Source organism: Thermoanaerobaculia bacterium (genome assembly GCA_018057705.1).
Lineage (GTDB): Bacteria > Acidobacteriota > Thermoanaerobaculia > Multivoradales > JAGPDF01 > JAGPDF01.
Map to the genome: position 1 here is coordinate 14,617 of JAGPDF010000054.1, position 15,546 is coordinate 30,162.

Annotated in this window: 12 protein-coding genes; 8 read left to right on the plus strand and 4 right to left on the minus strand. The window is 71.5% G+C overall.

Annotated elements, in window-relative coordinates; genetic code table 11:
- Position 1: 1 nt before the first annotated feature.
- The 3 genes from hemL to KBI44_15220 all read right to left on the minus strand — a co-directional run bounded on the left by hemL (position 2) and on the right by KBI44_15220 (position 3,947).
- Positions 2-1,348, minus strand: a complete 1,347-nt coding sequence (gene hemL / locus KBI44_15210; GenBank protein MBP9145830.1) for a glutamate-1-semialdehyde 2,1-aminomutase — start codon at positions 1,346-1,348, stop codon at positions 2-4.
- Entirely contained in the window at positions 1,345-2,727 is a 1,383-nt protein-coding gene (locus KBI44_15215) for a hypothetical protein (GenBank protein ID MBP9145831.1), read from the minus strand. Before KBI44_15215 ends, hemL begins: the two co-directional genes overlap by 4 nt.
- 89 nt (positions 2,728-2,816) lie before the next feature.
- Positions 2,817-3,947, minus strand: coding sequence for a ferrochelatase (locus KBI44_15220; protein MBP9145832.1), 1,131 nt, complete (start codon positions 3,945-3,947; stop codon positions 2,817-2,819).
- 93 nt (positions 3,948-4,040) lie between these two features.
- Between KBI44_15220 and KBI44_15225 the strand changes: the two genes are divergently transcribed.
- From KBI44_15225 to KBI44_15260, 8 genes are all read left to right on the plus strand, one after another.
- Positions 4,041-4,859 carry a hypothetical protein gene (locus KBI44_15225; GenBank protein ID MBP9145833.1) on the plus strand — a complete coding sequence of 273 codons (819 nt, stop codon included), beginning with the start codon at positions 4,041-4,043 and terminating at the stop codon, positions 4,857-4,859.
- Positions 4,856-5,503: a CPBP family intramembrane metalloprotease gene (locus KBI44_15230; GenBank protein ID MBP9145834.1), complete on the plus strand. Its 648-nt coding sequence runs from the start codon at positions 4,856-4,858 to the stop codon at positions 5,501-5,503. The genes KBI44_15225 and KBI44_15230 overlap by 4 nt, the downstream gene beginning before the upstream one ends.
- Complete coding sequence (locus KBI44_15235; GenBank protein MBP9145835.1) at positions 5,496-8,609, plus strand: serine/threonine protein kinase; 3,114 nt, start codon at positions 5,496-5,498, stop codon at positions 8,607-8,609. The genes KBI44_15230 and KBI44_15235 overlap by 8 nt, the downstream gene beginning before the upstream one ends.
- A gap of 133 nt (positions 8,610-8,742) precedes the next feature.
- A complete protein-coding gene (locus KBI44_15240) occupies positions 8,743-9,309 on the plus strand; it encodes a hypothetical protein (GenBank protein ID MBP9145836.1) in 567 nt (188 codons plus the stop codon).
- A 122-nt stretch (positions 9,310-9,431) separates the two neighbouring features.
- Positions 9,432-10,880, plus strand: coding sequence for a dipeptidase (locus KBI44_15245; GenBank protein MBP9145837.1), 1,449 nt, complete (start codon positions 9,432-9,434; stop codon positions 10,878-10,880).
- Positions 10,877-11,446, plus strand: a complete 570-nt coding sequence (locus tag KBI44_15250) for a class IV adenylate cyclase (protein MBP9145838.1) — start codon at positions 10,877-10,879, stop codon at positions 11,444-11,446. Before KBI44_15245 ends, KBI44_15250 begins: the two co-directional genes overlap by 4 nt.
- Before the next feature lie 50 nt (positions 11,447-11,496).
- Positions 11,497-12,495: an NDP-sugar synthase gene (locus KBI44_15255; GenBank protein ID MBP9145839.1), complete on the plus strand. Its 999-nt coding sequence runs from the start codon at positions 11,497-11,499 to the stop codon at positions 12,493-12,495.
- A complete protein-coding gene (locus KBI44_15260; GenBank protein MBP9145840.1) occupies positions 12,492-13,637 on the plus strand; it encodes an oxidoreductase in 1,146 nt (381 codons plus the stop codon). The genes KBI44_15255 and KBI44_15260 overlap by 4 nt, the downstream gene beginning before the upstream one ends.
- A 318-nt stretch (positions 13,638-13,955) precedes the next feature.
- On the opposite strand, the gene KBI44_15265 is transcribed toward KBI44_15260, so the two are convergent.
- Positions 13,956-15,546, minus strand: a 1,591-nt coding sequence (locus tag KBI44_15265; GenBank protein ID MBP9145841.1) for a M1 family metallopeptidase, incomplete at its 5' end; no start/stop codon positions are given.

Genomic DNA, 15,546 nt, shown 5'->3' on the forward strand with positions numbered 1-15,546 from the left:
CTCAGCCACGAGCTCCGTCGGGACCGGCGAAGATCTCGCCGAGCGCCGCCGCCAGGCGGTCGAGATCTTCCGGGCGATGCGCGAGCGAGAGGAAACCGACTTCGTAGGCCGAAGGGGCGAGCGCGATGCCCTTCGCCAGCAGGCCGTGAAAGATCCGCTTGTAGAGCGGAGCGGCGCCGGAGTCGATGGCGTCGGCACGGCGCGGCGGTACCCCCGCCTGGAGGCTCATCCAGAAGAGCGAGCCCTGCCGCACCAGCTGCACCGGGAAGGGGGCGCCGGCGAGCGCGGGCGCGAGGGCAGTTTCCAGATGCCGGCCGAGCTCCTCGAGCCGCGACCAGGCCTTCTCGCGCTCGAGGATGGCGAGCGTCGTGACGCCGGCCGCCATCGCCACCGGATTTCCGGAGAGCGTGCCGGCCTGGTAGACAGCGCCCTCGGGGGCGAGATGCCGCATGAGATCGCGCCGCCCGCCGAACGCTCCCACCGGCATGCCGCCGCCGAGGATCTTGCCGAAGGTCGCGAGATCGGGCGTGATCCCGTAGAGCTCGGCGGCGCCGCCGCGCGCCACCCGAAAGCCGCTGATGACCTCGTCGAAGATGAGCAGGGTGCCGGCGCGCGCCGTCAAGTCGCGCAGGTGGCGCAAAAACTCGGGGCGCTGGAGCAGCAGGCCGTTGTTGGCCGGCACCGGCTCGACGATCACTGCCGCGATCTGGTCGCCCTCGGCGGCGAAGAGCGCGTCGAGCGCCGCCTCGTCGTCGAGCGGCAGGACGCGGGTGAGCCCGGCGAACGGCGCCGGGACGCCGGCGGAGCTCGGCCGCCCGAAAGTCACCAGCCCGGAACCGGCGGAGACCAGGAGGTGATCGGCGTGGCCGTGGTAGCAGCCGGCGAACTTGACGATGAGATCGCGGCCGGTGGCGCCGCGCGCCAGACGGATGGCGCTCATCGTCGCCTCGGTGCCGGAGGAGACGAAGCGCACCTGCTCGAGGCCGGGGTAGCGCGCGACGACCGCCTCGGCGAGGTCGATCTCGCCGGCGCACGGCGCGCCGAAGGTCATGCCGCTTCCGGCGGCGGCGGCGACCGCCGCCAGGACCTCCGGATGAGCGTGACCGAGGATCAGCGGACCCCACGAGCAGACGAAGTCGAGGTAGCGTCGGCCGTCGGCGTCCTCGAAATGGGCGCCCTCGCCTTTCGCCAGGAAGAGCGGCGTGCCGCCGACCGCGCGGTAGGCACGGACGGGCGAGTTGACGCCTCCGGGGATGACGGCCTTGGCGCGCTCGAACAGGGCGCGCGAGCGCGGGCCGGCGGAATCGGTCGGGGTCTCTCGGGTCTCGGGCGGCAGGGTGGCGCTCATCGTCGGGTCTCCATCGCTCGCATAGCGGGCATCTCGGGCGCTTCTGAACTGTCTGCCAGCGGATCGAGGGCGCCGGCGATGTCGCTGAACTCGCGGAAGAGCTCGGCGTCGCCGGCGGCGAGGAAGCTCCCGACCGCCTCGACTCCGAGCTCGCTCGCGAGGCCGCGCAGGCCGACCGTCGGCAGGTGGGCGAGCCGCTTGGCGAGGGTCTCGGCCCAGCGCCCGAGCGCCTCGCGCTGGCGGGCGTCGAAGCCGGCGCCCTCCTTGGCGAGCAGGCGTTCGATGCCCTCCGCCGCAGTCTGGCGATAGCGCTGGTGGATGCGCGCCAGAACCGGCGACAGCACGCGCTCGGCGAGGCGGTGGCGCAGTTCGTCGAGCGCCGCGTCGACCAGCTCGCGCGCCGCGGCGGTCTCGGCCTGGCGGCGCGAGCGCTGCGCGTCGGCCTCGCGGTTGACCTCGTCCATCCCCAGGCGCTCGATGCCCACGGCGCGCGCCGCTGCCGGGTCGATGTCCGCCGGCACGGCGAGGTCCACGGCGAGCAGCGGCTCACCACTCTCGCTGCGCGCCGCGAGACGTTCGAGGCAGGGGCGGTCGAGGACGCACTCCGGGGCGCCGGTGGCGGCGACCAGCGCCTCGATGCGCGGCGGACGGGCGCGGAAGTCGTCGAGGCTCATGGCGACGGCGTTGCCGAGCTCGTAGGCCAACTCTTCGGCGCGCTCGAGGGTGCGGTTGACGACCACCAGCGGCACGTTCTCTCTCGCCAGCGCCTCGCCGCACTTCCTGGTCATCGGCGAAACGCCGATGAGCGCCACGCGGCCGGGCGAGCGCCGCACGCGCTCGAGCAGATGGTCGGCGGCGATTTCGGCGAGCGACAGGCGGCCCTCGCCGAGCGCCGAGTTGCGATGCACTTGGTGAGCGACGCGCAGCGCCTCTTCGACCAGCCGTCCGAGGAGGCCGCCGGCGGCGCCGGCGGAACCCGCACCGCGTGCCGTCTCGAGCGCATCGCGCAATTGCCCCTGGATCTCGCGCTCGCCGACCTGCGCCGAGTCGAGTCCGGCGGCGACGACGAACAGGTGCTCGACGGCGCCCTCGCCGTGCCAGCCGCGCAGCAGATGCTCGGCCTCGCCCGGCTGCGGCTCCTGGCCGGCGAGCACGCGGAAGACGTCGCGGCGCCGATCGCCGGCGCGGCGGCCGTCTTTCTCGCGGTAGAGGATCTCGACGCGATTGCAGGTCGCGAGGTACACGAGCTCGGAGACACCCAGCTGGGCGGCCAGGTTCGCGACCGCCGCTTCGCGCGCTTCGCGGGCGACGGTGAAGCGCGCGACCGCGTCCGCGCCCTGCGTTCTGAAGGTCAGACCGACGAGTCCGATGGCGTCCATGTCGCGTTTCTAGCAGCGCATTTCGGGGGAATTGTCATGGAACTGTCACCGCGGAGAAAGACTGCCCCACAGGGTGGGAGAGCCACCGCTCAGCCGGCCGGCCGCGCCTTCATCGCCCCTGCCCGGCGGGCGGTTTCCGCGGCGGTATTGGATGCCGCGGCGCTGCTTGCCGCGGCGCCGGCGCTCGCGGCGTCGACCCAGCCGGCCAACTGTCGCACCACGAGGTCCGTCAGAAAGTCGAGATGATCGTCGCGCTCGTTGAGACAGGCGAGGAAGCGGAAGCGCTCGCCGCCGTGATGGACGAAGATCTCGCGATTCAGCTGATCGATCTCCTCGATCGTCTCGAGGCAGTCGGCGGAGAAGCCGGGACAGATGACGTCGAGAGACCGCACGCCCTGCTTCGCGAGCGCCTCGACAGTGCGGTCGGTGTACGGCTTCAACCACTCCTCCTTGCCGAAGAGCGACTGGAAGGAGAGCTGCCAGCGATCGGCCGGCAGCGCGAGGGCTTCGGCGAGGAGCCGCGCCGTCTTCTGGCAGTAGCAGAAGTACGGATCGCCGTCGTCGAAGTAGCGCTGCGGCATGCCGTGGAACGACATCAGGAGCTTCTCCGGAGGGCCCTCGGCCTGCCAGCGTTCGCGCACGCTCGCGGCGAGCGCGGCGATGTAGCCCGGCTCGTCGTGGTAGGTCTCGATGGTGCGCAGGCCCGGCACCCAGCGGGTCCGGGTGAGCTCCGCGAAGACGGCGTCGAAGGTCGAGCCCGCGGTGGCGGCGGCGTACTGTGGATAGAGCGGCAGGACGAGGATGCGCCGGCAGCCCGCCGCGGCGAGCTCGGCGAGCGCCTTGGCGATCGACGGGTTGCCGTAGCGCATACCGAGCGCGACCGCGACCTGATCGCCAACTCGCGCTCGCAAGCGCTGTTCGATCCCCGCCCGCTGGCGCTGGGCCGTGACGAGGAGCGGCGACCCCTCGGGAGTCCAGACCTTGCGGTAGAGCTCCGCCGACATCTTCGGCCGCGTCGTCAGAATGAAGAGGTGCAGAATCGGCAGCCACTTCCACCGCGGCAGCTCGATCACCCGCGGATCGGAGAGGAACTCCTTGAGATAGACCCGCAACGCCCCCGGCGTCGCCGCATCCGGCGTCCCGAGGTTCGACAACAACACCCCCACCCGCGGCGGGCGCCCATGGTCGAACCTGTCGGGAGACTCCAGCCGGTCGTACATCGCATCGGACTCTAGCAGCGCGCGTCCGGGCGCGCCGCGGGCGATACTCGCCCGGCAGCCGCGCAACGCCCACTCCGTGGCAGGATCTGCGGAATGAAATTCGGGGGGTTGTTGCGGGTGCTGGGGGTGAATGCGGTGCCGGTCGGCGGGGTGATGCTCGCCGGCTGGTCGACCGGGACGGGGCTCGCGCTCTACTGGTGCGAGACGCTCATCGGCACGGCGGCGAACGCCGTGCGCATCGTGCAGCACCGGCGGATGACGGGAAAGCGCGGGCACTACCGCGGGCAGCTCGGGGTGGAGGTCAACTCGGGCGAGAGCTCACCCTCGTCGCGGCGCGCGCCGCGTTCCGGGCGGGCGAAGACGCAATGGAAATCGTTTCTCTCCGAGTATCTGACCGGCAGCCTCGTCTTCACCCTCGCGCACGGCCTCTTCCTCGCCATCATCCTCGGCGCTGTGGTGAAGAGCTGGCCGGCGAAGGAAGACCTGCTCTTCGGCCTTGCCGGCATGGCGCTCTTCCAGGTCGGCGGTCTGGTGTTCGATCTCTTCTCGCTCAGGGAGTGGCCGTTCGCCCGGCTCAAAGTGCAGGTGCAGAGCGCCATGGGGCGGGTCGTGCTGGTCCATGTCGCGATCATCTTCGGGATGGGGCTCGTCATCTGGCTCGACAAGCCCGGTTCCTTCTTCTGGGTGTTCGGCGGCCTGAAGACGATCACCGACATCGGCGGGCTGTTCTCCGGAAAGAGCGGAGCGCAGGCTGAGGCGAGCGCCGACGCGGCGCCGCCGAAGTGGGCGAAGAGCGTGATCGGCAAGATCGCCCCGGGCGAGGACTTCGACGCCTACTGGAAGCGCGAGCGCGAACGCGAGCGCGCCGAAGCGGCGGCGGACGAGGAAGTCCTGCCGCAGAGGAAGCGATGAGCGCCGACGCAGAGGAGAGCCGCGTCGGCGCGAAGTTCTACCGCATCGCGTGGATCTTCTATCTCGCCCTGGCGATCGCCGGGCTCCTGTGGATCGGCACTCAGCGCGGTCGCCTGGGGATCGAGCTCTTCGTCGACCCCGGGAGCTGGTGGATCGACCTCGGCGCCGGCGTCGCGATCGGCGCGGCGCTACTCGCGCTCTGGTGGGCGTTGCGGCGCTTCTTCGCTGCGGCGAGGAGCCTCGAGGACGAGCTCGCGGCGCTCCTCGCCCCGCTCTCGGTCGCCGAGGCGGTGTCGCTCGCGCTCATCTCGGCGGTCGCCGAGGAGCTCTTCTTTCGCGGCGCGCTGCAGGGTGCCATCGGCTTCCTGCCGGCGGCGGTGCTCTTCGCGCTGATGCATGCTGGCCCCGGCAAGGGCTTCCGCATCTGGACGCTGTTCGCGCTCGCCGGCGGTCTCGCCCTGGGCGCCCTCGTCGCGCTGCGCGGTCCGCTGGGCGGCGCGATCGTCGCCCACCTGATGGTGAACGGCGTGAACCTCGTGCGCCTGGCGCGGCGCGCGCCGCAGTCAGCCGAGCCATCCGAGCTATCCGAGCCAGCGCCAGCGTCGGCCGCTTCCGATCCGGACGATCCCGCCGCCCATGAGTGAGGCCGAGAGCCCGGCGCTCTTGCGCGCGCGTCACTTCTCGGCGCTCTGCGACCTCGACGAGGCCGGCCGCGCGGCCGGACTCGCGGCGCTCGCGGCGCACGACCCCGCGCTCGCCGCCGAGGTCGCCCGGATGCTGGCGCTCGACGCCGAAGAGCAGGGTCCGATCGAAGAGCTGCGCGGCGAAGTCGCCGACGCTGCCGGCCGGCAGCTGCTGTCTGGGGAGCTGGGCGACGAGCCCGGCCACGCACCACCCGAGCGCCTGGGGGCCTGGAAGCTCGGCCCCAGGCTCGGCGCCGGTGGCATGGGCGAAGTCTGGTCCGCCGAGCGGGTCGAGGGCGGCTTCACCCAGCGCGCGGCGGTGAAGCTGGTGCGCTCCGGCGTCTCGAGCCTCGAGATCGCGGCCCGCTTCCGCCGCGAGCGTCAGGTGCTCGCCCGCCTTCAGCACCCCGCGATCGCCCGTCTCCTCGACGGCGGCGTGGCGCCCGACGGCCGGCCCTGGTTCGCCATGGAACGCGTCGACGGCGAACCGATCACCGTCTACGCCCGCTCGCGCGGGCTGGCGCTCGCCGCCCGCCTGCGACTGGTGATCGAAGTCGCGCGCGCCGTGGACGCCGCGCACCGCAGTCTCGTCGTGCACCGCGATCTCAAACCGTCGAACATCCTGGTCACCAACTCGGGCGAGCCGAAGCTGCTCGACTTCGGCCTCGCCAAGCTCCTCGAGCCGGAGAACGACCCGCAGCTGACGAGGAGCGATGTGCGCGCCCTGACGCCGGCCTACGCCGCGCCGGAACAGATCTACGGCGAAGCGGTCACGGTGGCGACCGACGTCTACGCGCTCGGCGTGCTGCTCTACGAGCTGGTCACCGGCGAGCTGCCGCATGCGCGGCGTTCGCCGACCCCCGAGGGGCTCGCCGACGAGATCTCACGCGAGACGATCGAACGCCCTTCGAGCCGCGTGCGCCGCACCTCCGGACTGACCACGGCCGAGGGAGGCGGTGGCGCGGTGATGGTCATCGCGGGCCTCTCCCGGGCGCGTCTCGCCCATCGCCTCAAGGGCGACCTCGACACCATCGCACTCACGGCGTTGAAGCGCGAACCGGAGCGCCGCTACGGCACCGTGGCGGCGTTCGCCGACGACCTCGAGCGCTTTCTCGCAGGGCGCCCGGTTTCCGCGCGCCCGGACACGCTCGGCTATCGGACGAAGAAGTTCGTCAGCCGGCATCGCGTCGCGGTGGCGGCGGCGCTGCTCGTGGCGCTGGCGCTCGCCGTCGGTGCGGCCGCCGCGCTCTGGCAGGCGCGCGCCACCCGGATCGAGAGCGAGCGCACGGCGCGGGTGCGCGATTTCCTGGCCTCGATCTTCGGCAGTCTCGATCCCGACCTCGGTCCCGGCCGCGACGCCTCGGCGGCAACCCTCCTCGCCGACGGCGCAGCGCGGGTCGAGGCCGAGCTTGCCACCGAGCCGCGCATCGCGGCCGAGCTCTACGCCGCCCTCAGCCGCGCCTGGCTGGCGCTCGACCGCTACGACGAGGCCGAGCGCCTGGCGCAGCGCAGTCTCGATCTCGCTCGGGCGAGCGCTGGCGACGACTCGATTCTCGCGGCAACGAGCCAGGCTCTCGTGGGCGAGATCGCCACCGCGCGCGAGGATCTCCCGGCCGGGGAGCGCGAGCTGCGCGGAGCCCTCGCGCGGCTCGCACGCCTCAAAGATGGCGCTGGCGGTCGCCCGGGGCTCGCCGTCGCCCGCGCCGCGGCGGCGCTGGGGCGGAATCTGAACGCGCAGCGGCGCCATGCCGAGGCGCTCGCGCTCTCCGAGGGGGCCTACGTCGTGTTGGCGCGCGAGCTCGGTCCCGGCGACCGCGAGGCGGTGCGCGCACTGCTAGCCGCGAGCCAGGCGCTGCGCTTCAGCGATCGCGCCGCCGAGGCCGCCGGGCGGATCGCGGGCGCCCGCGAGCTGCTCGAGCGCTCTCCGGCCGTGAATCCGGTCACCCGCGCCCTGCTCGATGTCGAGCGCGCCCATGTCGAGCTCCACCTGCGCCACCCCGCCACAGCGCTCGCCGCCGCCGAGGCGGCACTCGCCAGCCTCGCCGAGACACTCGGCCCGGAGAGCGCGGCGCGGGCGAGTGCTCTCCAGGCGAGGGCTCTCGCCCGCATGCAGGGTGGCGACTTCGGCGGCGCCCAGTCCGATCTCGACGCCGCGATCGCGGTCCTCCGGGCGCTCGACCCGGACCATCCGAGGCTCGCCAGCGTCCAGATCGATTTCGCCCTCGTGCTCGAACACCGCGGCCGGATCGACGACGGGATCGCCCTGCGCCGCGAGGTCCTGGAGTCGAGTCTGCGCCGGGCCGGTCCCGAGAGCGCCGAGGTCCGCAACCAACGGGCCCTGCTCGGCGCGGTACTGCGCACGGCCCAACGCTACCCGGAGGCGGAGATCGAGCTTCGCGAAGCGATCCGGCTGGAGCAGAGCTCGGCGGAGCGCGCCGGCGAGCATGCGGTGAGCGCCGCGAGGATCGATCTGGGAAACCTCCTGCTCGCGACCGGCCGCCCAGGTGAGGCGGTCGCGCTCCTGCGGCAGCGCCTCGAGCGCATGCTGGCGCTCGGCTCGTCGGCGCCGCGTTACGAGCTCACCGTCACACGGCTCCACCTCGCCCAGGCACTCCTCGCGGTCGGCGACGGTCCGAGCCTCGCCGAGGCGCGACGGGTGGCGACCGAGGTGGCAGAGGCGGAAGCCCGGATCGCGCCCGGCGAAGAGCGCAGCCCGCACGAAGTCCTCCCGGCCTTCGTGCTGGCGCGCGTCGACCTCGCCGAAGGCAACCTCGCCGATGCAAGGCGGGGCTTCGAGGAGGCGCTGGCCCTCTGGCAGCGGGCCGGGCGCGGAAGCAGCGCGGCGTCGGGCGAGGCGCACCTGCTCCTGGGCGAGACCCTGCTGCGCCTCGGCGAGCGCACGGCGGCCGAGGCCGAGCTGCGGGCGGCGTACGAGCTCCTCTTCCGCCGCAGCGGCGCGAATCACGCCGACACTCTGCGCGCCAAGGCGCGCCTCGACGAGTTGAAGAGCGGCCCCGGGACTGGGCGGCAGCCTGCCGCGCAACTCCCGCCGGCGGGCAGGAGATGACTTCTCACAGGGAGCGACGTCCATGACACGGAATCGACGAATCTCACGTTCACGACGACAGACCCTTACGGGCCTCGCGGCCGGTTTCCTCCTCGTCACGCTAGCCTGTGACCGGCCGGGGTCATCGGAAGCCGTGAAGGCCGGGGAAGCCGCCAAAGCCGCGCCGGCAGCCCCAGCGGCGCCCGCCGCGGGCGTGCCGCACGGCGGCGGCGGCGGGGAGAAGGCGCTCGCCGCGGAGGGCTCGACCGTCACCACGGCGACCTTCCGATTCGAGTTGCCCGCAACCTGGCGGCGGGAACAGCCGTCCTCGGGTATGCGGCTCGCGCAAGCGGTGGTGCCGGGCGAGGCCGGGCCCGGCGAACTGGCGGTCTTCCACTTCGGTGCCGGCCAGGGCGGCGGCGTCGAAGCGAATTTCGAGCGCTGGCTCGGGCAGGTCGAACAGGCCAAAGGTAGTTCCCCCGAGCGCGGCGATTTTGCCGCGGGGGAGTTCCAGGTCACCTGGATCGACGCCCGTGGCACCCTCCTGCCCTCGAACATGGGGAGCGGGCCCGCGACGCCACAGCCGGGCTTCCGCCTCCTGGGTGCGGTCGTCGAAGGCGAGGGCGGTCCCTGGTTCTTCAAGGTGACCGGTCCCGAGTCGACGCTCGCCAGCGAGCGCGAGGCGTTCTTCGGCCTGCTGCGCGGCGTGGGGCGCCCCTGACATCTGGGAGTCCGGGCGAAGCCGGGGCGGAACCGGCGCGGAAACGTCCCGGAGCGTGCACCCCTCTGGTAAGCTCTAAGACCCGCCGAGCCGGATCTGCCGGGGCTACTCGAGAGAGACTCATGACCGCCAAATCCAGCCCTTCCGATGATGTCTTCGCCCTGATCGAGCGCGAGCAGGGCCGCTATCTCGCCGAGCTCAAGGAGTACCTGCGGATCCCGTCGATCTCGACCGACCCGGCCTACCGGCAGGACATCGACCGCTGTGCCGATTGGCTGATGGCGAAGATGCAGGCGGCCGGCCTCACCACCGAGAAGATCGCCACCGCCGGGCACCCGCTGGTCTATGCCGAGTGGCTGGGCGCCGGCCCGGACAAGCCCACCGTGCTGTTCTACGGCCACTACGACGTGCAGCCGCCCGACCCGCTCGACGAGTGGCGCAACCCGCCGTTCGAGCCGACCGAAGAGGGCGACTGCCTGGTCGGCCGCGGCACGACCGACGACAAGGGGCAGTCCTACACCCACGTCAAGGCGGTCGAAGCGATGCTCGCCGTGCGCGGCAAGCTCCCGGTGAACGTCAAGTTCCTGGTCGAGGGCGAAGAGGAGGCAGGCGGCGAGGCGATCGAGAAGTTCGTCCGCGCCGACGCCGGCCGGAAGCTCGCCTGCGACGCCGTGGTGGTCTCCGACACCTCCCTCTGGGCGCCCGGCATTCCGGCGCTCACCTACGGCCTCAAAGGGCTCGCCTACTTCGAGATCCGCGTCCAGGGCCCGAATCGCGACCTGCACTCGGGGGTGTACGGCGGCGGGGTCGCCAACCCGGCGAACGCCCTGGCCGAGATCATCGCCAGCCTCCGTGACTGCACGACCGGCGAGATCCGCGTCGAGGGCTTCTTCGACGACGTGCGGCCGCTCGCCGACTGGGAGCGCAAGGAGTTCGCGGCGCTCGACTTCGACGAGAGCGAAGTGAAGACCGATCTCGCCGTCGACGCGCTCCCCGGCGAGAGTGGCTACACCTACGTCGAGCGCACCTGGGGCCGTCCGACCTGCGACGTCAACGGCCTGTGGAGCGGCTACCAGGGCAAGGGCGCCAAGACCGTGCTGCCGGCGAAGGCCGGCTGCAAGGTCTCGTTCCGGCTCGTCGCCGACCAGAAGCCGGCGAAGATCGCCGAGCTCGTGCAGGCGCATGTTGCCAAGGTCACGCCGCCCGGCGTGACGGTCGAGGTCGAGTATCTCCACGGCGCCGATCCGGTGGCGGTCGACGCCACCGGTGCGATCGCCCACGAGGCGCTCGCGGCACTCGAAGAGGTCTGGGGCAACCGCGCGCTGCGCACCCGGAGCGGCGGCTCGATTCCGATCGTCGGGACCTTCTCGGGGGTTCTCGGCGTCCCGGTCCTGCTGATGGGCTTCGGCCTCGAAGACGACCGCCTGCATTCGCCGAACGAGAAGTTCAACATCAGCCATTTCTACTCCGGGATTCGGGCCGTGGCACGATTCCTCGACCGGTTGGCCGCCATGCCGGTGACCGCGGCGACACCCGGGAAAACGACGCAGACTGCGGGGTCGGGCTCGTGACCGGAACCCACAAGAAGCCGCCGATCGAGCGCGAGCTGAAGTTCGCCGGCGTCGATCTCGACCAGTTGCGCTCGCGCCTCCTGGAGCTCGAGTGCGAGCGCCTCGGGCCGCCGTCGAACGAGGACAACTGGCTGCTGGACAGGAAGGGCGAGATTCACGCTTCCGGCGGCGTGCTGCGCGTCCGTCAGGACGGCCGCGGTGCGCTCATCACCTTCAAGGGCCCGGCGTCGTTCGACGGTCCGGCCAAGCTCCGGCGCGAGCTCGAGATCGAGGTCCAGGATTCCGAGAGCGCGCTCGCGCTGTTCACCGCCCTGGGCTACGACGTGGTGCGGCGTTACCAGAAGATCCGCGAGGAGTGGCGGCTCGGGTCGGAGACCATCTGTCTCGACCACACGCCGATCGGCGACTTCGTCGAGTTCGAAGGCGTCAAGGCCGAAGCGGTCGCGAAGCGCTGCGGCTTCGATCTGACGACGTCGCTGAACAAGAGCTACCTGATGCTCTACGAGGACTACATCGCCGAGCACCCGGACGCACCGCGCGACATGATCTTCCGCGACAACCCCTAGCCGCCCGCCGGGACGCGCTTTCGGCGTCCCCGCACTCCTTCATCCGAACCTTGCCCCGCCCCTGCCTGCGCGCGCTCGTCCTCGCCGCCGGCCGCGGCGAGCGTCTACGCCCGCTGACCGCGACGCTCCCGAAGCCGCTGCTGCCGGTTTCGGGACGGCCGCTCCTCGCCTGGACACTCGAGCGCCTGCGCGCCGCCGGTTGCGAGGCGGTCGCCATCAACCTGCACCATCTGGGTGGCCTGATTCGCGACCAGTTCGGCGACCGCTTCCGCGGTATGCCCCTGGTCTGGTCCGAGGAGCCCGAGCTTCTCGGCACCGCCGGCGCCCTGCCGCCGCTCGGCGCCTTCCTCGAGCCGGCCGACCGCGTGCTGGTCGTCAACGGCGACAGCCTCTGTCGCTGGCCGCTCGAGACGCTGCTCGCCGAGCATGCGAGGCGCAAACCGGCGGCCACCCTCCTCGTGCATCGCAAGGCCGACCCGCGCGCCTTCGGCGGCGGCGTGGCGCTCGAAGAGGACACGATCACCGCCTTCCGTCCGGGCAGCCTCGCGCACGCTTCGGCGCGAAGACACCTGGTCTTTGCCGGCGCCCAGGTCCTCGAGCCCAGGCTCCTGACGCGCATCCCGGAGGGACCTGGGGATCTCGTTACCGTGCTCTACGAGCCCCTCCTCGCCGAAGGCGCGCCGCTCGCCGCCGTGGTGACCGAGAGGCTCTGGCACGACCTCGGCACGCCGCGGCGCTACCTCGACGGGGTTCTCGACTGGACCTTTCGTGGCTCCGCCCGTGCCTCGCGCGTCGTCAAGGGCGCCGAGGTCGACCCGAGCGCCACGCTGCGCCGCACGATCGTGGAAGCCGGAGCGCATGTCGAGGCGGACGCCGATCTGCGCAGCTGCGTGGTGATGCGCGGCGCTAAGATCGGCAGAGGGGCAAAGCTGAACCGGAGCGTCGTTGGGCCGGGCGGCACCGTCGCTGCTGAGACCGCGTCCGAAGAGACGCTCTTCACCTTCGACAGCGAACGCGGCGAGACCACCGCGTCGAGGATCACGCGATGACGCCAAGAACGGCTTCTACCTTTACTGGTCTTTTCGCCGCGCTGACCGCGATCGTCGCCACGGGCGCGCCAGCGCCCGGAGAAACAGAAAAGAGCGGCGCGCCGGCCAGCGCACCGGTCTCGGTGGTCGCAGGCAAGCCGCGGCTGGTCGCCTCGCAGCTCGGCAGGGATGTCTCGCTGCGCGGCCTCTCGGTCGTCGATGACCGGGTCGTCTGGGTGAGTGGCGACAAGGGGACGATCGCGTTCTCGACCGACGGCGCGCGGAGCTTCGAGTCTCGCAACCCTCCCGAGTTCGCGGCGCGCGACTTCCGCGACATCGAAGGCTTCGACGAGCGCCGCGCCGTGGCGCTCGCGGTCGGTGCGCCGGCGCGCATTCTCCTGACCACGGATGGCGGCACGAGCTGGCGCGCGGTCTATCGCAACGAGCGCCCGGAGAGCTTCCTCGACGGTTTCGACTTCTGGGACGACCGGCGCGGCATCGCCTTCGGCGATCCGCTCGACGGTCGCTTCCTCATCCTCTCGACCGAAGATGGCGGCGCGACCTGGACCGAACTGCCGATTCCGGATCGCCCCCTGGCCTTCCCGGGCGAGGCCGCCTTCGCCGCGAGCGGCACGTCGATCCGGGTCTTTCCCGGGGGCCGGGTGGCTTTCGGCACGGGGGGCACGCGGGCGCGGCTCTGGGTCTCGGAGGACTACGGCGCGCATTGGCAGTCGCGGCATGCGCCGCTCCGCCAGGGAATCGACTCCGCCGGGCTGTTCTCGCTCGCCGGCACGCATGGCGCAGATACCGCGCATGCCGCGCATGCCGCGGATACCGAGTGGATCGCCGTCGGCGGCGACTACCGCGCCGACCGCGAGCGCCGCGAAGTCGCCTACGTCACCCGCGACCGCGGGCTCTCGTGGAGCGCCATCGTTCCGCCGCCAGCGGGCTTCCGCTCCGCGGTCGAGCCCCTGCCGGCAGCCCTCGGCGGCGGCTGGGTCGCCACCGGCACCTCGGGCACCGACATCGCAGCGAACACCGCCGCAGGCTTCGAGGCCCTCTCCGTCGAGGGCTTCCACGCCGTGCGCGCCGCCAAGCGCGGCCACCTCGTCGTGCTCGTCGGCGCGGGCGGACGCCTTGCGCGCCTGCTGCCCGCCGAGTAGTCCGAAGAGTCAGCCGTACCAGGAACCGGCCGCTCAGGGCGCCCGGTCGGCTCCGTCCGGCGCGCCTCTCCGGCTTTTAGGGCTCGTGTACGGAGTCGTCCTGGAGACGGAGCAGGGCGATTAGCGCGGAGGTGTCGACGAAGAGGGCCAGTCCGCCACCGAGTCCGCAAACAGATCGTCGTGCCGACGGCTGAGATCGCCGTTCTCGGAGCGGAAACGACCGGCCGCGGCGAGTGCGCGCGCCTGTTCCTCGGAGAGCTGAATCTGGGTCCGAATCATCACGACATCACGATAACAAGACAGCCAACATGACTACATCTACTCTTCCGGCCGTTCGGAGAGCACCCAGCCCTGCGGATCGACTTCGACGACGGTACCGGTCGCCACTTCGAAGCTCTCCTGGCCGCCGGTCATTTCGAGGCGGCGGCTCTCGCCGCCGATCGCGACGGGCAGAGGCATCTCGAAGGACGGGTCCTCCCAGCGCAGGGTGACGGTCTCGCGGCCGTTGTCGCCGGCGACACGATCGACTGCATAGCCCGGCAGGGCGGCGGTGTAGAGATACTGCTTCCAGAACCAGGGGATCGGCCGCCCGAGCTCCTCCGCGACCAGCGCTTCGAAATCCGCGGTCGAAACCAGCCGGTAGGCGTAGCGCTCGTCGGTCGCGAAGCGGTGGACGAGGCGGAAGAAAGCCTCGTCGCCGGCCAGGTAGCGCAGCGTGTGCAGCACCAGGGCGCCCTTGCCGTAGATGTCGCCGATGTAGGCCGCGCCGGCGGTGAGATCGCGCCCCTGCACGATCGGCTTCTTGTTGCCGAGGTGCTTTCTCGGGCGGCGCATGTACTCGAGGTACTTCTCGACTCCCAGCGTGTCGTTGACGAAGACCGCCTCGGCGTAGGTCCCGAAGCCCTCGTGGATCCAGAAGTCGCCCCAGTCGGCGGCGGTGATCTTGTTGCCCCACCATTCGTGCGCCGTCTCGTGGAGGAGCAGCGAGTCGAAGCCGAACTTGTTGTCCTCGAAGTCGGCGCCGTAGGCGACGATCGTCTGGTGCTCCATGCCGAGGTAGGAGGTCTCGGCCACCCAGTACTTGTCGCGCAGGAACGGATATTCGCCGAACCGCTTGCCGAGGACTTCGAGCATCTTCGGCGCCTGCTTCCACATCACCCGTGCCTTCTCCTCGTGCTCGGGGAGCGCCCAGAAGATGATTCTCTCGTCGAGCGTGCCGTCGATCCCCTTGTAGGTCGCCTCGATCGGCACGTAGGGCGCAATGTTCACCGAGACCAGGTAGTTGTTGATCGGATAGGTGACCTCCCAGCGGCTGGTGGTCGTACCGTCGGCGTTCCTCTCCTCGGAGATCCGCTTGCCGTTGGTGAGGCCGACGAGGTCGGAGGGCACCGTGAGGGCGATCGACATCCCTTCGTCGGGCTCGTCGGAGGGGTGGTCCTTGCACGGCCACCAGTCGTCGCCGCCGTCGCCCTGGCCGGTGACGCCGATCCACGGGCGGCCGTCCTCGGTCTCCTTCCAGACGAAGCCGTCGCTCCATGGCGGCCGGCGGGCGACTTTCGGTACTCCGGCGTACTGGAGGGTCACCGCGTGGCGTTCGCCGGCCGCCCAGGGTGTGGCGAGCGGAACGGTCACCAGGCCGCCGGCATGCTCGAAGGCAGCCGGGGCGTCGTCCACCATCGCGGCGGCGACGACCATGCGGTCGTCCAGCTGGATCTCGAAGCGGTCGAGGGGGGCGATGGCGACGACGGTGGCGCGGTTCGTGCCGCGGATCGCCTTCGCCACCGGGTCGACCGCCACCGCCAGGTCGTAGCGACGGACGTCGTAGGCCGCCTGCCGCGGGCGCAACGGCCCGCCGGAGTCGAGATCCCCGGTCGAAAAATACCAGCGCAACCAGAGGCCGGCCGCGACC